At 33.3% G+C, this 19,043-nt stretch carries 16 protein-coding genes; all 16 read left to right on the top strand.

Features of this window, described 5'->3' with window-relative positions; translation table 11 throughout:
- Positions 1-52: 52 nt before the first annotated feature.
- The 16 genes from ACFWM3_RS07475 to ACFWM3_RS07400 all read left to right on the top strand — a co-directional run bounded on the left by ACFWM3_RS07475 (position 53) and on the right by ACFWM3_RS07400 (position 18,947).
- Positions 53-1,168 carry an RNA-guided endonuclease InsQ/TnpB family protein gene (locus tag ACFWM3_RS07475; RefSeq protein ID WP_390310965.1) on the top strand — a complete coding sequence of 372 codons (1,116 nt, stop codon included), beginning with the start codon at positions 53-55 and terminating at the stop codon, positions 1,166-1,168.
- 180 nt (positions 1,169-1,348) lie between these two features.
- Positions 1,349-2,827, top strand: a complete 1,479-nt coding sequence (locus ACFWM3_RS07470) for a protein adenylyltransferase SelO (RefSeq protein WP_390310964.1) — start codon at positions 1,349-1,351, stop codon at positions 2,825-2,827.
- Between the two features lie 229 nt (positions 2,828-3,056).
- Positions 3,057-3,977: a DMT family transporter gene (locus ACFWM3_RS07465; protein ID WP_056468099.1), complete on the top strand. Its 921-nt coding sequence runs from the start codon at positions 3,057-3,059 to the stop codon at positions 3,975-3,977.
- 161 nt (positions 3,978-4,138) lie between these two features.
- The gene (locus ACFWM3_RS07460; RefSeq protein ID WP_056468102.1) at positions 4,139-4,477 is read left to right on the top strand and encodes a hypothetical protein; all 339 of its coding nucleotides are present in this window, start codon (positions 4,139-4,141) and stop codon (positions 4,475-4,477) included.
- A gap of 7 nt (positions 4,478-4,484) precedes the next feature.
- Positions 4,485-6,737, top strand: a complete 2,253-nt coding sequence (locus tag ACFWM3_RS07455) for a glycosyltransferase (RefSeq protein ID WP_056468104.1) — start codon at positions 4,485-4,487, stop codon at positions 6,735-6,737.
- A 52-nt stretch (positions 6,738-6,789) separates the two neighbouring features.
- Positions 6,790-8,556, top strand: a complete 1,767-nt coding sequence (locus ACFWM3_RS07450) for an LTA synthase family protein (RefSeq protein ID WP_390310908.1) — start codon at positions 6,790-6,792, stop codon at positions 8,554-8,556.
- Between the two features lie 152 nt (positions 8,557-8,708).
- Positions 8,709-9,422 carry a spore cortex-lytic enzyme gene (gene sleB, locus ACFWM3_RS07445; RefSeq protein WP_056468108.1) on the top strand — a complete coding sequence of 238 codons (714 nt, stop codon included), beginning with the start codon at positions 8,709-8,711 and terminating at the stop codon, positions 9,420-9,422.
- A gap of 16 nt (positions 9,423-9,438) precedes the next feature.
- Complete coding sequence (gene ypeB / locus ACFWM3_RS07440) at positions 9,439-10,779, top strand: germination protein YpeB (protein WP_390310907.1); 1,341 nt, start codon at positions 9,439-9,441, stop codon at positions 10,777-10,779.
- Between the two features lie 950 nt (positions 10,780-11,729).
- On the top strand, positions 11,730-12,035 hold the full coding sequence (locus ACFWM3_RS07435; RefSeq protein ID WP_025671987.1) for a PTS sugar transporter subunit IIB: 306 nt from the start codon (positions 11,730-11,732) through the stop codon (positions 12,033-12,035).
- Positions 12,036-12,057: 22 nt separating this feature from the next.
- On the top strand, positions 12,058-13,374 hold the full coding sequence (gene celB, locus ACFWM3_RS07430; protein WP_056468115.1) for a PTS cellobiose transporter subunit IIC: 1,317 nt from the start codon (positions 12,058-12,060) through the stop codon (positions 13,372-13,374).
- Positions 13,375-13,533: 159 nt separating this feature from the next.
- Entirely contained in the window at positions 13,534-13,854 is a 321-nt protein-coding gene (locus ACFWM3_RS07425) for a PTS sugar transporter subunit IIA (RefSeq protein ID WP_056468118.1), read from the top strand.
- A gap of 185 nt (positions 13,855-14,039) precedes the next feature.
- The gene (locus ACFWM3_RS07420) at positions 14,040-15,155 is read left to right on the top strand and encodes an RNA-guided endonuclease InsQ/TnpB family protein (RefSeq protein ID WP_390310906.1); all 1,116 of its coding nucleotides are present in this window, start codon (positions 14,040-14,042) and stop codon (positions 15,153-15,155) included.
- 179 nt (positions 15,156-15,334) lie between these two features.
- Positions 15,335-16,666 (top strand): 6-phospho-beta-glucosidase, encoded by a 1,332-nt coding sequence (locus ACFWM3_RS07415; RefSeq protein ID WP_390310905.1) that lies wholly within the window; start codon positions 15,335-15,337, stop codon positions 16,664-16,666.
- Positions 16,663-17,370, top strand: a complete 708-nt coding sequence (chbG, locus tag ACFWM3_RS07410) for a chitin disaccharide deacetylase (RefSeq protein ID WP_390310904.1) — start codon at positions 16,663-16,665, stop codon at positions 17,368-17,370. The genes ACFWM3_RS07415 and chbG overlap by 4 nt, the downstream gene beginning before the upstream one ends.
- Positions 17,371-17,538: 168 nt before the next feature.
- A complete protein-coding gene (locus ACFWM3_RS07405) occupies positions 17,539-18,798 on the top strand; it encodes a helix-turn-helix domain-containing protein (RefSeq protein WP_390310903.1) in 1,260 nt (419 codons plus the stop codon).
- A complete protein-coding gene (locus ACFWM3_RS07400) occupies positions 18,795-18,947 on the top strand; it encodes a hypothetical protein (protein ID WP_390310902.1) in 153 nt (50 codons plus the stop codon). Before ACFWM3_RS07405 ends, ACFWM3_RS07400 begins: the two co-directional genes overlap by 4 nt.
- Positions 18,948-19,043: the final 96 nt, after the last annotated feature.

Raw genomic sequence — 19,043 nt, 5'->3', positions numbered from 1 at the left:
ATTTGATTCAATTGGTGGAACTAAACAAACTATTAAAAATCGGAACAAAACAATGATTCTTGCGAAGAGAATCAGATTAAGGCCAACTAAAGAACAAAAAATACAATTATGGAAATCAGTTGGTACAGCACGCTGGGCATATAATTGGGCGCTGTCTAAGCAAGAAGAAAATTATAAAGCAGGTGGGGCATTTATTTCTGATGGCCGATTGAGAAAGGTATTAACTGTATTAAAACAAACTGATGAATTTTCTTGGTTGTATGAAGTATCGAATAATATTACAAAACAAGCGATAAAAGATCTTTGTGAAGCGTATAAAAAATTCTTTAAAGGGTTAACTGATCAACCACGATTCAAAAGTAGAAAAAACTCAAAACCATCTTTTTATAACGACAATGTGAAGTTGAAAGTAGATGGGAATAAAGTTTTGATTGAGAAAGTCGGTTGGGTTGTCGTTTCTGAATGTATACCAGTTGAAAAATACTATAATCCTAGAATTAGTCATGACGGAAAATACTGGTATCTTTCTGTAGGCATTGAAGAATCAAAACCAATTGTTGAACTGACGAATGTTTCACTTGGAATTGATGTAGGAATTAAAGAGTTAGCCGTTTGTTCAGATGGCATTAAGAAGAAAAATATTAACAAAACAAGCACTGTGAGAAGGACGGAGAAACGTCTACGTAGGTTGCAACGTCAAGTTTCTCATAAATATGAAATGAATAAGGAGGGAAACCGTTTCGTCATAACAAGCAACATTATAAAAATTGAAAAGAAGATACAACACCTCCATAGAAGGTTGACAAATATCAGACTAAATCATCTTCATCAATCCACGTGCGAGATCGTGAAAACCAAGCCTTATCGCATCGTAATGGAAATTCTAAATATTAAAGGGATGATGAAGAATAGGCATCTTTCAAAATCAATTGCAAAGCAGTGTTTATTTAAATTCAAACGCCAAATTCGATATAAATGTGAAAAATATGGAATTGAATTTGTTGAAGCTGATAAATGGTTCCCATCTTCTAAAACGTGTTCAAGTTGTGGACATAAAAAAATTGATTTAAAACTAGCAGACCGATTATTTAAATGTGAATACGGTCATGAATTAGATCGAGATTTAAACGCTGCGATCAACTTGTCACGATATAAATTAGTAATCTGACACCTATCCGTCACTACTGATATGTAGGATTCGTTGTATCCGAATTTACGCCCTTGGAGTGTTATATCAAACGAAAGTAGCCTAATTGGCAAAATCGGACACGTAGAATAGGGAAATAAACAAGATCTATAAAATTAATAGATTTTTATTGGTTTTTATAAGTTCATGGCAACGGATAAGATGACTCAGGGAAATGTAAAAAGTGATGCAGGATGGAATTTTGATAATAGTTATTCAAAATTACCGGAATTCTTTTTTGCTACTCAGGATTTAAATCCGGTAAGTTCACCGAAATTGGTTGTTCTAAATAAACCGGTAGCATTATCACTTGGTCTAGATGTTCAATCACTTCAAAGCGAAGAAAGTGTAAATGTTTTTGCCGGAAATCAAGTGCCAGAAGGTGGATTGCCACTTGCACAAGCATATGCAGGGCATCAGTTTGCACACTTCAATATGCTAGGGGATGGAAGAGCTTTATTACTCGGTGAACAGATCACTCCAAAAAACGAACGATTTGATGTACAACTTAAAGGTTCAGGTAGAACACCTTATTCACGAGGTGGAGATGGTCGTGCAGCACTTGGCCCGATGCTTCGGGAATACATTATTAGTGAGGCGATGCATGCGCTTAGGATACCAACTACACGAAGTCTAGCCGTAGTAACGACAGGTGAACAAATCCAGCGTGAAACTCGATTACCTGGGGCAGTTATGACCCGAATTGCTGCTAGTCATATTCGTGTTGGTACGTTTCAGTATGTTTCAAGATGGGGTAGTGTGAATGAACTTCAAGAACTTGCTGACTATACAATCCAAAGGCATTATCCAGAAATTGATCAAAATGATCCAAACCGATATCTTTCACTTCTTCAAGGAGTCATTAAACGTCAAGCTTCCTTAATTATCAAATGGCAACTTGTTGGTTTTATACATGGTGTAATGAACACTGACAATATGACAATTAGTGGTGAGACAATTGACTATGGTCCATGTGCATTTATGGATACATACGACCCAGGTACAGTTTTTAGCTCAATTGATCTTCGCGGTCGTTATGCATATGGAAATCAACCAAAAATGGCTGGATGGAATCTTGCGCGATTTGCTGAAACATTATTACCTTTATTGCATGATGATCAGGAAAAAGCTTTAGAAATAGCACAGAATGCAATTTCAGAATACCCTATTCTTTATGTAGATAATTGGATTGCAGGAATGAGGAAAAAGTTAGGAATATTTAATGAAGAAGAGCAGGATAAGTCATTAATTGATGAGTTACTTGAAATAATGGAAAAGTATAAAGCCGACTATACGAATACGTTCAGAGCATTATCATATGGTATTCAAGATGAAATGCCTTTGTTTACATCATCTGAATTTAAACAGTGGGAGAAACAGTGGCAGGAGAGATTAAGTAGACAATCAGAAACAAATGAAGCATCTCTTCAATTGATGCGAGACAATAATCCGACCGTAATCCCAAGAAATCATCGCGTAGAAGAAGCATTAGAAAAAGCGGTAGAGAACGGAGATTATAGCGTGATGGAGAAATTGCTTAAAGCACTTTCTAATCCTTTTATTGAATCGAAGGAACAGATAAATTATTGTACACTACCTCCTGACCCAGATCGTCCTTATCAGACTTATTGTGGTACTTGATTCTATTCATATATTTTTATAGTACAAATACTACCTTTATCTATAGGTAGTATTTTATTTTTTTAGTAAAAACAAGGAACATATTTTTAGTGAATCTGAGCATACACTTTGAATAAAAGTCGAAAATTTACTATATTAGAAAAAGTAAATTAAAAGTTTTCTGAATGATAATATAAGAGGGGAAATTTCCCTCTTTTTATATTTAGGCCAGTAGAAAGAAGTGGGGAAGTTGAAGAAGCAACAAATTTATATCATTTTATTTTGTATTATGGTGGTATGGGGATTTAATGTAATTGCAACAAAAGTTCTCGTAGAGAACTTTATGCCAGTTACGATGACAGCTATTCGTGTTTTCACTGCTGGAGTAAGTGTTTTTATTATTTTATTTTTAATAAAAAAAGTTCGTTTACTTACTAAAAAAGAGTTTGGGTATGTATTTTTTGCGATGCTATTGAATGTAGTTGCACATCATTATTTTTTATCAATTGGTCTTTCCCAAACTTCAGCATCAAACGGAGGTCTAATTCTAGGAATGGGGCCGCTTTTAACAGCCTTATTGTCGGTTTTCTTTTTAGGTAGTACTATGAACTTTGTTAGAATTTTAGGCGTTTTATTTGGTTTTGCAGGTGTTGCTTTTATTGTCTTCCAGAGCGGAGGAGGTTTTCATGGCGTTTCGCATGGAGATTTTTATGTGTTTTTAGCAATCTTAGCTCAAGCATCTAGCTTTGTTTTAATTAAAAAAGTTTCAAAGACTTTAGATCCACGGTTAATGACTGGATATATGCTAGTGATGGGTTCGATTATATTATTTGGAATTAGCCAAATACTTGAGCCGGGTGGATTGGCTAGTATGGTGCATCATTCAGTAGGAATTTGGGCGGTATTTTTTGCATCAGCAGTTGTTGCAACAGCTATGGGGCATATGCTATATAATTTTGCTCTTGGTAAGGTTGGCACAACAGAGGCGGCTATATTTTTAAATTTAAATCCATTCTTTTCACTTATTGGTGCGGTATTATTTTTAGGTGAAAAAATTGTTTTAACTCAAGTAGTCGGTTTTATTTTAATTTTAATAGGTGTGATGTTTGGTTCAGGAGTATATGAAGATGTATCCCGCAAATTTAAAAGGGATAATCAATTCCAAATCTAAATTCAAAATAGTATAACCATGAATCTTAAGACAATTTACCGATAAGGTGATTGTCTTTTTTTATTTTAAGAAATGATTTCTAATTCATTTTTTCATGAAAAAAAACTACAAATTTAGGGCATATTATAAAGTATTCAAGCTATTAGGAAGGACTCATCAAGATGCCAATCGATCCAAGAACTCAATCATTAAATGCAGAAACAATTGAGAATGAACTAGAAATACCTAGTTGGTTTACAAAATTAAACAAGCTTAAATCTAATTTAAATAATTTGGAGATAGAGTCTCAGTTTTATGAACAGTTCTTAACCGTATTAATTAATGAAGAAACAGCGTTAGAGCTGCAATATAAAAATATAAAGTATATTGAAAAGCTAGAGAATGAAATTCAAATAATGGAAGAACGCTATCGAAAAGTAATGCACTCAAAGCTTGGCAGATTAATTCAGTTTTATTGGAAAGCTAAAAGATGGCTTTTTAGAAAGATAAGAGGTTGGTGAGTAAGTTTTGAACAAATTTGAAATTCAGCAAAGGTTAGAAGAAATTGAAAAAATTAAGATCGAAATTTACCAACGAATGAATAAAGAAATCCCGGAAGACTTAATATTTTCAAAATATCATTTTAAAAAATTAATAAACGGTATTAGCGTAATCGTCCCGACATATAAAGGTGAAAAAGTGATAAGAAAATGTATTGAATCATTAAAAAATCAAACTTTATCACCAAAATATTTTGAAGTGTTCTTTATAATCAATGGAGAAAAAGATCATACCGAAGAGATATTAATGAATTTCATTAAGGAACATAATATAAATCACTTTAACATTCTTCATTCAGAAGAAGCTAGTGTTTCATCTGCAAGGAATATGGGAATTCAACAAGCGTCAAAAAAATACATTACATTCTTGGACGACGATGATTACATTTCACCGAACTTTCTTGAAAAACTATTCAATCATGCTGATGAAGAATCTGTTGTCATTTCACAAGTTGTGGACGTAGATCTAGAAGGTAATAGTAATCCTAATAACCCTGTTAACTCTCAAATAAAAAAAGCGTTAGATACTAAAATTTATACTTATACTGATTTAAATAGTGTTTTAACAATGAATGCTTGTAAATTAATACCAACAAAGAAAGTAAAAACGCAACGCTACGAACTCGGTTTAAAAAGTGGAGAAGATGTAGTGTTTTTTACTAAATTATTTGCTTTGCATCATTTTCATCTAAAGATTGTCCCATTAGAAGATCAGGCAATTTATTATCGTGTTTTAAGAGATAACTCAGTTTCTAGACGTAAAAACTCATTTGAGTTTAATGTAAAAGAACGTTTGGAAGTAATGAAAAATCTTGATGTTTTACTAGGAGAAACGAATAGTCCAACAATCCAACAATTCATTAAAGGTAAAATACACGCTCAATACGGATTTATAGATCGATATATAAACAATAGCAATGAATTGAGAGAACAAGTAATTGAAGAAGTAAATAAACATTGTTTCGTCTATTTCCCTTATTTTAAGTTATACAATGGAGAGACGCGTTCTTTAATTATTTCTTATTGTTTTCCACCGTACGTTGATACAAGTGGAACTGTAATGGCTAAGCGTATTATCGAAAATAATGAAGTGGTGGATGTAATTTATAATAATATGTCGAAGGTAAGGGAAGTTGATTATCGACAAAATGCAATGGTAGACGGTTTTATTAATAATCGCATGGAAATATCTTCTGCTAGTAGTTTTAAACAATGGAAATCAATGAAAGATTTTATTAAAAAATCTCTTAAGGAAATTAAATTTAAAGAAAGAAAAAATGGAACATACCATAAAATCTATAGCCGAGCACTGTGGCCTGCTTCACATTTTTTAGCATTTGAATACAAATTAAAAAATCCAAAGGTAAAATGGGTTGCAGAATTCTCTGATCCGATCCTATTAGATATTCATGGGAATGAACGGAAGTCAGCAATTATTGATTTAGGGTTTTATAAAAAAGTAAATGCACTTTTAAAGAAAAAAAACTTCCCACTAGCGTTAAATAACAATATGTTTTTTTGGTGTGAATACATTGCCTATGCATTTGCAGATGAAATTGTTTTTACAAATGAAAATCAGTTGAAATACATGTCAGAAATGTTCCCAATGCAGGAAATGAAAGAAGTCATTTTAAGTAAAGCAAAAATTTGTAATCAACCGACATTACCGAAGCAATATTATCACGTTAAAGCAAGTAAATATAGAATTGATGAAGACAAAGTGAACTTAGGGTACTTTGGTACGTTTTATCAAACGAGGAAGTTAAATGAAATAATTGAAGGGCTTAGTTTAACTAAACCTGAATTAAGAGATAAAATTAAACTTCATATTTTTACTTCTGATCCAAAATCACTTGCAAATGAACTTTCGGGAGAAGTAATTGAAAAACATATCAAAGTAAATCCATATGTTAACTTTTTAGAGTTTTTAAATTTTACAACAAAATTCGATTGTCTAATTGTTAACGATGCGTTTACGAAGGATTATAAAAATATTAATCCATACTTACCTTCTAAATTGAGCGACTACAAAGGTAGTGGGAATAATATATGGGGAATTTTTGAAGAAGGCAGTATTCTAAGTAGATTTGAAACGAAATACAAATCAGAGATTGGCGATATTGAAGGTGCTACTAAAGTGTTTGAATCTTTAGTTACGGAGAAGTTAATTCAACAATACAAGCAGCTTGATGAAGCATTACCGAATGAGAAATTAATGTAATAACGAAAAAAACAAAGTTACTTATTATAATTTTGTAAAGGGTAGATTCTTCATGATTAAAAAGGGTTTTAATTTGCTCGGACCAATTCTAATCGGATTGGTCTGTAGCTATTTACTTGTAATTTGGTCTCATAATTATTTGTGGAAGAACAATGTGAATCTTTATCAGAATTGGATTATCACGGATTTTTTTAAGTGGAACTTTATGATTGTGTCAGTTGTTGTATCAGTATTAATCATTGGGCTTCTTGTTCTAGGCTATAATGTTTGGTGGATTTTAATTACGATTGTAGGTTCAATTGGGATTTTTTCATATGCGCTATCAGAAAAAATAAAATATACTGGAGAGCCTTTTCATCCAAGCGACTTATTTTTCCTGCGTGACCCAATCGTTTTTTTACAATTTTCAAAGCTTCCATTTCTTCTCAAATGGGGAGCATTAATTGGAATCATAACATTTCTTTTTTTAGGGACTTTTTTTGCCTATAAAAAATGGAGAAATGCTTCTGCAAGGAAAAATAGTCTACGCTTTTTACTAATTGTATTTCTTGGGGTCTTTTTTACATTTGGTTCAAAAGAAGGCTATGCTTATTTTGTAAAAAACTCAAATGTAGAATATATACCTTGGAATTACGAAACTAGTGTTGAAAGATATGGTATGTATCCAGCATTTTTAGTAACTTATGTAAATAGCAAGCGTGGAGAACCTCAAGTATCTAATGAAGTGAAAAATGAGGTCATTAAAGAGATCAATTCTTTAAAACCACTTTCCAAACCTAAACAATTACCAGATATTTTAGTGATTCAAAGTGAGGCCTACAGCATTCTTGATGACATGAAATTAAAATGGGACTCTGATCCCAATGCACCTCTTCGCTCTATAAATGAAGGGATTCATGGAACTTTAATAAGTAATACATTTGGAGGACGGACGGCTAACGAGGAGTTTGAAGTATTAACTAGTCTAAAATTAAAACGTAAATTCGAAGAGCGGACACCATACCAAGAAGGAAAAATGGGTAATAGGCCATCACCTAGTTTCATTCAAGATGTTAGAAACTTTGGTATGGATACAATAGCCCTTCATCCATTTAAAACATCATTTTTCAAACGAAAAGAAGTTTATCCTAACATAGGATTTAACCAGTTCTTGTCAGAAGCAGATTTATCTTCTTGTGAAAAGTTTGGTTCATATTTATCAGATGAGTGTAGTTCGAAAAAAGCATTATCATTAATTAGTAAAAAAGGGAGCCAATTTGTATTTTTTGTGACAATGCAAAATCATTTTGATTGGCGTAAAGGCCATTTTCCTGAAGAAAACATGAAAGTTAATGGAGTACCGATGGATGAGGATTTAAAAGGAAAAGTGGAGAGTTATGCAAGTGGGATTTATAAAAGCGGCAATTCTCTCGTTTCAGTATGGCAAGAAATAAAAAAACGTAAGAATCCTACAATCGTCCTTTTTTATGGTGACCATCGTCCAACATTTGGCGATAAAAAGGCAACATACGAGCAGTGGGGAGCACCAGTGGAGAAGAGTGAAGAAGAAGATTGGTATAATGAAACTCCGATGTGGATTTGGAGTAACGACAAAAATACAATGGACAAGATCCGAAACTATTCGAAGCCATTTTTAGAGAAAGGAAATCTTAAATTAGAATCATACGAAATTGCACCACTTTTAATGAAAGTTCTAACAAACGGTCAGATTGAACATTCATGGTATGACTGGGTACTTCAAAAACATTCAAATGATATTTGGGATTGGGTAATCTATGATCGAGTATATGGTGAAGGAATAACCTTTAATAGAAAATAAAAACGGGCCAAAAGGGCCCTTTTTTATTGGGAAAAACTGACTTATTTTAATACTTCGGAAAGAAATCTGATTGCATTTTAAAAGTGTTTACATAAATTGGGAGTTCTTGAAAAAAATACAAAAAGGGATAAGTATACTTTAGGAGGTTTGAAATGAGGAAACTAGTTTTCTTAAAAGGTCCTTTGATCTTACTGATAGTATTTGTTAGTTTCTTTTGTAATGTTCAACATAATAATGTAAATGCTTTTACAAGCCAAGTACTTCAAATGGGTGCTACAGGAGAAGATGTTATTGAATTACAGTCTCGGTTAAAATACAACGGCTATTACACAAGCAAAGTGGATGGGGTATTTGGATACAACACATATTGGGCAGTTAGGAATTTCCAAAATAATTTCGGAATGCCTGTCGATGGGATTGTTGGAGCTAAGACAAAAGCGATGCTAGTAAAAGCTACAAAATATGAAAAAGGTGAAAATGCAGGTGCTGGATCGAATGTTCCGAATGGCTATTCGCAAAATGATATTCAGTTAATGGCTAATGCAGTTTATGGTGAATCACGTGGTGAACCGTATATTGGACAAGTAGCAGTTGCTGCAGTAATTCTAAATCGCGTTAGCAATTCATCATTTCCAAACACAGTGTCTGGTGTTATTTTTGAGCCGGGTGCATTTACTGCCGTGTCTGACGGACAAATTTATTTAACACCAAATGAGACAGCCAAAAAAGCTGTTTTAGATGCTGTAAATGGTTGGGATCCGAGCGAAAGTGCACTTTATTATTTTAATCCTGACACAGCAACAAGTGCTTGGATTTGGAGCAGACCACAAATAAAACAAATTGGTAGACATATATTTTGCCGATAAGAAAGGAGTGTTTTAAGTGATTAAGGAAGCTGCAATAGGCGTGTTAGCAATTGGAATTATCGGAACATCATATTGGGGTTATACAGAGCATAAGGCTAAAAACGAAATCAATATCCAGGCAGAAAACAACTATCAACGGGCATTTCATGAACTAACTTATGAAATAGATTTATTACATGATAAAATTGGCGATACTTTAGCAATGAAATCAAAGTCATCCCTTTCTCCAGCACTAGTTGAAGTATGGGGACTAACTTCTCAAGCTAGATCTAACGTAGGGCAACTTCCTTTGAGACTATTACCAGTTAATAAAACGGAAGAATTTCTAACAAATATTGGTGATTTTAGTTATCGAACTGCAGTAAGAGATTTGGATAAAGAACCATTGACTGAAAATGAATACGCAACACTGCAAAAGTTATACGATAACTCTGCTGATATTCAAGGAGAGATTAGAAAAGTTCAGCATATGGTATTTGAGAATAAATTACGTTGGATGGATGTAGAGCTTGCTTATGCAAAAGATCAAAATCCGAAAAATAACGTAATTATTGATGGATTTAAGACAGTGGAAAGGAATGTAATGACATATTCCGATGCAAATGCAGATCCATCACTGACAAATTATAAAGTAAATCGTACAAACCTTTCGAATGTAAAAGGTGAAAAAATAACGACCGAGCAAGCAAAGGACATTGCAAAAAAGTTTCTTGAATTAAATAGTACTGCACAAATAAAAGTTGATCTTACAGGTGAAAAATTAGCAGATCGGTACTATAGCTTAGAAATTCGGGAACCAAAAACAAATAGCGAAATTTATATGGATATTACTGAAAAGGGAGGATATCCAGTTTGGGTTATTGATCGTCGTGATATTAAAGGGCAAAAAATCGATTTAAATCAGGCTTCAATTAACGGTCTGAAATTTTTAGAGCGTAATAAATTCTTCAATATGGAACTAACAGAAAGCTCGCAATATGATACGATTGGCGTATTTACATACGTAGCAAAGCAGGATGGTGTAAGAATTTATCCTGAATCTGTTACGATGAAGATTGCTCTTGATGACGGAAGTATTGTAGGTTTTTCATCAAAAAATTACTTAGCAGCATATACAAAAAGAACGATTCCAAAGCCGAAAATATCGGTTGAAGAAGCGAGAAATAATATTAATTCAAACTTAAAAATAATGGAAGAGCGTCAAGCAATCATTTTAAATAAATTGAATCAAGAAGTACTTTGCTATGAATTTGTAGGAACACGAGGAAACGACACATATCAAATTTTCGTGAATGCGGATACTGGTGTAGAAGAACAGATTAAGAAATTGAATGTCTTAATCGAAAACTACGACTGAAGCTTACACTTTTTAACGATGAGGACTTAAGCATAAAACTTAAGTCCTCTATTTTATTGTAAAGATTCTCCAATATAAATGAAGATTGAAGATGAAATTTTCATTTTATGATCATCTATTAATGATTATAAATGTTAAAATGTTTGAAATTTTAATTTACCAATAATCTCTAGTAATTTTTTTATTTTTAGAAGTTGAAAATATAAAAAGCTAATTTTTGAAAAAAAGGTTCAAAGGTTAAAATATAAGTTAATATTCGTTCTTAATTGTCCAACAAACTGATAAATAAAAGGTTATTTCAAAGTAAAGGATATTAGATTATATTTTTATCGTAAACTTTTTTTGGTGAATAAGTTGATTGGAACGGAGGGGTGCTCGACTCCTATGGGAAATGCGGGAAGGCTGAGACCCCACAGGAACGAACGTGACGAGGAGGCTCAGGTCTCGCCCCATGGAAAGCGAGCATCCTGTAGTGGAAATCAACATCACTCTACTCCTTTTACGAAAATTTGATAATTAATTTATAAGTTTGCTTTTAAACAGCTTGAGGGAATGGTTTGAGTTATAACCATTTCCTTTTTCATTTTTACTAGATTTAATAATAGTAGGAATACCAAACTAGCATTTCAGTTCAAAATACATGCAATATTTATTACAAATACGAGACTTTTTTCAGATATTCTAAATGCATAATCCTGTCCGTTAAGTCTGACAAGATATCATACTTTAGGCTTGTACAAAGCTTTATTTTAAGCGACTTTAGGAGTAGGAATTTATAGAATTCAAGTAGCAAAAAAATATTTTTTATATTTGTCCTAATGTCCAAAATGGCGAATATATATTTCTTGAGATTAAAATTCTAGAGGGAGAGAGGTAAGGGGTAGATTCTGCTTGTTAGTAGAAGTTTAATTGTCTTGTAAGCGTTTCCTTTAGAGAGAAAGGGGGATTAAATGAACATATTATTATGTTGTGCTGCCGGTATGTCTACAAGTTTATTAGTTACAAAAATGGAAGCTGCTGCAAAATCTGAAGGAATCGATGCAAGGATTTGGGCAGTGGGTGCTAATGATGTTAAAAATCATCTTGACCAAGCAGATGTATTACTTGTAGGTCCCCAAGTAAGATACCTACTCCCACAATTAAAAAAAGAAGGTTTACAAAAAGGAATACCAGTTGATGCCATCAATCCGGTTCATTACGGGATGTGTAAAGGAGCAGAGGTCCTGAAATTTGCAATCGATTTAATAGGTTCATAATTTCATATAGGGGTGATTTGTGATGGCCAACTTTACTCAAATGTTAGAAGAGAAAGTAATGCCTGTTGCTGGTAAAATTGCAGGTCAAAGACACTTGCAAGCATTACGTGATGGAATTATTTTAACACTGCCTCTTATCATTGTCGGTTCTATTTTCTTAATTTTAGGGTTCTTACCGTTTGACGGATATCCAGATTTTATGGCAAAAACATTCGGTGCAGCTTGGCAAACAAAGCTTCTTTATCCTGTAAGTGCTTCATTTGATATAATGGCGCTCATTGCAGGATTTGGTATTGCATATCGACTCGCTGAACATTACAAAGTAGATGCATTGAATGCTGGTGCGATCTCGATTGCCTCATTTATTTTATCAACACCATATTTCACAATGTTTACTCCAGATGGAGCAACTGCTGCTATTAAAGTAGGCGGAGTACTTCCTATGGCATTTTTAGGTAGTAAAGGTCTGTTTGTTGCTATTATTATTGCATTATTCTCAACTGAAGTTTATAGATGGGTAATTCAAAGGAACTTCGTAATTAAGATGCCAGATGGCGTACCACCTAGTGTAAGTAAATCATTCGTTGCTTTATTCCCTGCATTTTTAGTTATTCTCCTAGTATGGATTATTCGTTTATTAATTGAAAATACACACTATGAAACTCTACACAATGTCGTTGGGGATCTATTACAAGATCCACTTAGTAGACTTGGTGGGTCATTAGCTGGCGCGTTAATTGCTGTATTATTAATTCAATTATTATGGTCAGTTGGTTTACACGGTGCTGCAATTGTTGGTGGTGTAATGGGCCCAGTATGGTTAGCAGCAACTGATGCAAACCGTTTAGCCCTGCAATCTCATCATGCAATGCCAAATGTCGTTACACAACAATTCTTTGATATCTTCGTCTACATGGGTGGTTCTGGTGCAACAATTTGTTTTGCTCTTATGATGCTATTATTTGCAAAGAGTCAGCATGCAAAACAACTAGGAAGGCTATCGATTGGACCTGGTATCTTTAATATTAATGAACCAATTACGTTCGGTGCGCCTGTTGTAATGAATCCACTGCTTTTAGTTCCATTTATTCTAACTCCATTAGTTCTTGTTGTAACCACATATATAGGAATGAAAACGGGATTTGCTCCAAAAACACATGGTATTGCAATTCCTTGGACGACTCCACCAATTATCGGCGGTTGGCTAGCAACTGGAGGTAACTGGAGAGGTTCTGCAATGCAATTGATTAATCTTGTTATAGCATTTTTAATTTACTTCCCATTCTTTAGAATGTGGGATAAACAAAACTTACAAACTGAACAAGGCGCACCAAAATAAGAAATTTATAAAGGGGCTTGCCCAGACTATCTGCAAAGCGCTCGCTTTCAAATAGTCTGGGTACTCAGAGTCTTAATTCTGCGTAAACACACTGGAAGCTTGCCTATAGGCAGGCTCTTGGTATTGTTTTCTTAAATTCTTGTAAAGGGTGTGATTCTAGTGACAAAAGAAGAATTGTACAACCTTTCCTTTCAGTTAATCTTGCATAGTGGAAATGCTAGAAGTCTTTCAATGGAGGGAATCTATGCAGCAAAAGAAAAGAATTTTGAACTAGCTTTTGAGAAGCTTTCAGAGGCAGATCGCGAGTTTAGTCAAGCACATCGCTTTCAAACTCAATTGATTCAAGCAGAGGCTGGTGGAGAAGATTTTGATACACCAATTCTATTAATTCATGCACAAGATCATTTAATGACAGCAATGACGCTTAAAGATTTAGCAAGGGAGATAATTGAACTGCGGCAAGAAGTAAGCAATCAATAAAGGGAGGTTACAACAGGTAATTTAAATTGATAAAAGTTTATAAAAATATCACAATTTGTTCTAAATCAAATTCACCTATTGTGTTTAAATTTACATGAGGTGATTAATTTGAAATTATATTTGAAAGGTGGATTTGCCCAAAAGATAAGGAGACTGAACAAACTCATAGAAAATGGTTCAAAACAATGATACTTGCGAAGAAAGTGAGATTAAAGCCAACTAAAGAACAAGAAATACAATTATGGAAATCAGTTGGTACAGCACGATGGGCATATAATAGGGCATTGGCTAAGCAGAAAGAAAATTTTAAAACTGGTGGGAAATTTATTTCTGATAGTATGTTAAGAAAAGAATTAACTAGATTAAAACAAACTGAAGAATTTTCTTGGTTGTATAAAGTATCGAATAATATTACAAAGCAAGCGATAAAAGATCTTTGTAATGCGTATAAAAAGTTCTTTAAAGGGTTAGCTGATAAACCAAAATTCAAAAGTAGAAGAAAATCAAAACCATCTTTTTATAATGATAATGTGAAGTTAAAAGTAAAAGGAAAGAAAGTGTTGATTGAAAAAGTCGGTTGGGTTGTAACTTCTGAAATTATATCAGATGAAAAATACTATAATCCTAGAATTAGTAATGACGGGAAATACTGGTATATATCTATAGGAATGGAAGAATTAAAACCAGTAGTTGAAATGACTGAAGTCTCACTTGGTATTGACGTAGGGATAAAAGAATTAGCAGTTTGTTCAGATGGCATCAAAAAGAAAAATATTAACAAAACAAGCACTGTTAGAAGGTTAGAGAAACGCCTGCGTAGGTTGCATCGTCAAGTTTCTCGTAAATATAAAATGAATAAGGAGGGAGACCGTTACGTCAAAACAAGCAACATTATAAAAATCGAAAAGAAGATACAACTATTATATAGAAGGTTGTCAAATATCAGAATAGACCATCTTCATCAATCCACGAGCGAAATCGTGAAAACCAAACCATTTCGCATCGTAATGGAAACTTTAAATATCAAAGGAATGATGAAGAATAAGCACCTGTCAAAAGCAATCGCGAAGCAGTGTTTATGTAAATTCAAACGCCAAATTCAATATAAATGTGAAAAATATGGGATTGAATTTGTTGAAGCTGATAAATGGTACCCATCTTCTAAAACGTGTTCAAGTTGTGGAAATAAGAAAAATGATTTAAAACTATCAGACCGATATTTTAAATGTGAATGCGGTCATGGAATAGATCGAGATCTAAACGCAGCGATCAACTTGTCACGATATAAATTAGTAATCTGACACTTAGACGTCATTACTGATATGTAGGATTCGTTGTATCCGAATTTACGCCCTTGGAGTGTTATACCAAACGAGAGTAGCTTCGGCAAAATCGGACACGTAGAACAGGGAAGTAAACAAAATCTATAAAAATAGTAGATACTTGGATTTTTATAATTTTTTGGCAACGGTTACATAGGATGGGAAAATCTATCAAAATTGCGACAATTGGTGGGGGATCAAGTTATACCCCAGAGTTAGTAGAAGGTTTTATTAAGCGGTACAATGAGCTTCCTTTACGAGAGCTCTGGCTAGTAGATGTTGAAGAGGGCAAGGAGAAATTAGAGATTGTTGGTCAATTAGCAAGACGAATGTTTGAAAAGGCAGGTCTTCCGGTAGAAGTTCATTTGACTCTTGATCGAAAAGAGGCGCTTAAAGATGCCGATTTTGTTACAACCCAATTTCGTGTTGGTTTGTTAGATGCGAGGGCAAAAGATGAAAGAATTCCTTTAAAATACGGGGTACTTGGTCAAGAAACAAATGGACCAGGAGGATTATTTAAAGGTTTGCGAACAATTCCAGTAATTTTAGATATTGTAAAAGATATGAGAGATCTTTGTCCAAATGCGTGGTTAGTTAATTTTACGAATCCTGCTGGTATGGTTACCGAGGCGGTACTTCGTTACACCGATCACCGAAAAGTAGTTGGCTTATGTAATGTCCCAATTGGAATGGAAATGGGAATTGCCAAATTATTAAAGGTTGAGCATTCACGCGTACGGATTGATTTTGCTGGATTAAATCATATGGTTTATGGGTTAGATGTATTTGTTGACGGCGAAAGTGTAAAAGATCAAGTAATTGAATTATTAACGAATCCGGAAAACTCTAGTTTTGTTAAAAATATTCAAGGATATGGATGGGAACCCGAGTTTCTCCGTGCTTTAAACGCACTACCATGTCCATATCATAACTATTATTATAAAACTCGTGAAATGGTTGATAAAGATATTAAAAATGCCGAAACTGTAGGGACTCGTGCTGAAGTTGTTAAAAAATTAGAAGATGATCTTTTTGAACTTTATAAAGATCCAAATCTATCAATCAAACCACCTCAGCTCGAAAAACGAGGGGGAGCTTATTATAGTGATGCAGCCGTTCGTTTAATTTCTTCTATTTATAATGATAAAGGTGATATTCAACCAGTTAATACGATGAATAATGGTTCGATTGCTAGTATTCCAAACGACTCAGCAGTTGAGGTTAGTTGTGTCATTACAAAGGATGGGCCAAAACCAATCGTAATGGGGGATCTACCGGTTTCTGTAAGAGGGCTCGTTCAACAAATCAAATCATTTGAAAGAGTAGCTTGTGAAGCAGCGGTAACAGGTGATTATGAACTGGCAATTCTAGCGTTAACGATTAACCCGTTAGTTGCATCTGATCAAGTTGCTAAACAAATTGTTGATGAAATGCTAGAGGCACATAAAAAATATTTACCTCAATTTTTTAAAGAGGTGAAAATTAAATGATCAAATTAATTGTTAATGCAGACGATTTTGGCTATTCAAGGGGAATTAATTACGGAATAATTGATGCACATAAAAATGGAGTTGTTAACTCAGCTACGATGATGATGAATATGCCCGGCGTAAGTCATGCGGTAGAGCTAGCAAAAGAAAATCCAAGCCTTCAAGTTGGAATACATCTTGTTTTAACTTGTGGAAAGCCACTTTTAAATAATGTTCCAACACTTGTTAATGAAAAGGGTAACTTTAAAAGTAGACATGAATTCTTTGAAGATAAAAATATATTACTAGATGAATTGGAAAGAGAATGGACTGCACAAATAGAAAAATTCTTAGAATCGGGACTGAAACCAACTCATTTTGATAGCCACCACCATGTTCATACTGTTCCTGAATTTTTACCAGTCGTACAGAAGTTAGCTCAAAAATATAATTTATGTGCTAGACGCATTTCTGAAAATGCTTTACAAGGGATTGCTCCTTTTACAGATGTTTTTCTTCATGATTTCTATGGAGAAGGCGTAACGGATGACTATTTTGATAAGATTTTAACGCGGGTTCAGGACGGTCAATCTGTTGAAGTCATGTGTCATCCTGGTTATCTTGATCATGAGATACTAAACAATTCTTCTTATGCTAAAGATCGAGTAAAGGAGACGCTAATTTTATCTGCTGTTAAACTACCAAAAGGGATTGAATTATTATAGGCTAATTTGATTTATTAGCATAGAGTCGGAATGGGACTCTATGCTTTTTTTGTATAAATATATAATTAGAGTTTTATAATCATGGGAAAAAATGTAAGATGAAATAGGAGTAGTTTTACACTATAATGAATATTAACAATATTAAAATAATATTTAAGGAAAATACCTATGAAAATTGGAAAAATTATTAATTACCATCGAAAAAAACAACAGATGACACAAGAGCAACTCTGTGATGGAATTTGTTCAATTTCTCATTTAAGTAAGATTGAGAACAACTCAAAAGAGGTTAATATCGAAACTTTAAACTTATTGTGTATGAAGTTAGGTATATCAGTTGAGGATGAAAAAAATAAAGTTAATCATATTAAAATAAAATTACATGAGTTCTATGACTCAATTGAACGACTTCATCATAAAAAAGCAGATGCGCTCTATTTAGATCTAAGGAAATATAGGGAGTTTGTTCTATATACGGAACTACTTTATGTATATGAATTGTACATGTTAAGGTATATTTTGTTTTTAAATCAACTCGAATTAGCAGAGCAAATGATTGAAAAAATGAGTCAAAATGTAAGGATGTTTTCTGAATTTGAATTATTTGTTTGGAATGTATTAAATGCAATTTTTAATCATAAAAGGAATAATTTTATTAAATCTTTGAATTTTTTAGATGAAGTAAAGGATTTAAGGAAACAGTATCGAGATGAAATAACAGAATATTATTATTTAAAATCATTAATGCATTGTAGATTAGGACAATCAGCATTAGCAATTTATTTTGGTAATAAAGCATTAGAGGTTTTTAAACAAAGGAATAACATTATTCGAACGTTAGATGTAAAAACAATTTTATCAATTCATTTAACTGAAACTGGCGAATACGAAAGAGCAGAAAATTTATTAAAAGAAATACTAGATGATGCAGAATTAATTCAAAACACAACAATTGTTGAAATGGCATGGCATAATTTGGGTTACTTGTATGGCGCTAAAAACCTCTCAGAAAAAGCGCTGGAGTGTTATTATAAATCACTAGCGTTAATTGAGAAAAATACCGAGAGTTATTATCTTACATTAGGGAATATTGCTTCTCATTTGCTAAAGCTACAAAAAAATGAACAAGTTGTGAATATGCTAGAACATGAACTAGAGTTATTTGAAGAAAAAACAAAATTAGAATATGTGAAATTACGCGTATTATATTTTGAAGCAAAAAATGAAGAGAAAGCATTAATCCAATATTTAATGGAAGACGGCTTGCCAATCATGGAGAAACATGGTAATCGAATGAAGGTTTATGAATATAGTGAACGAATCGCCGAGTATTACCAAGATCAAGGAAACCCACTTTTAGCTAACAAGTATTTACAAATCAGTTTACATCAAATGAAGAAGACACATAATAAAGGGGTTATCAGATGAAAAAAAAGATTAAAATTATCGTTCTCTCCTTAACCATCACTGTGCTGGTGAATGTAGGAATAAATACTATTCAAAGTCATCACTCTTCAAACAATGAAATTTATGCATCCAATAAGAAGCAAGACGATCCAAAACCTCCAGGAAGTTGATGGGGATATAAAGAAGAAACACAAGGTTAATTCATTTTCCTTGTGTTTTTTTTTATTTGAATTAAGCCGATTCCTCAAAGTGTTCGTGATTGATCT

Source organism: Gottfriedia sp. NPDC058432, from assembly GCF_042721555.1.
In the GTDB taxonomy this organism is placed as follows: domain Bacteria; phylum Bacillota; class Bacilli; order Bacillales; family Bacillaceae_G; genus Gottfriedia.
Note: the sequence above shows the minus strand (reverse complement) of the source record. Positions and strands in the feature narration are given on the sequence as shown.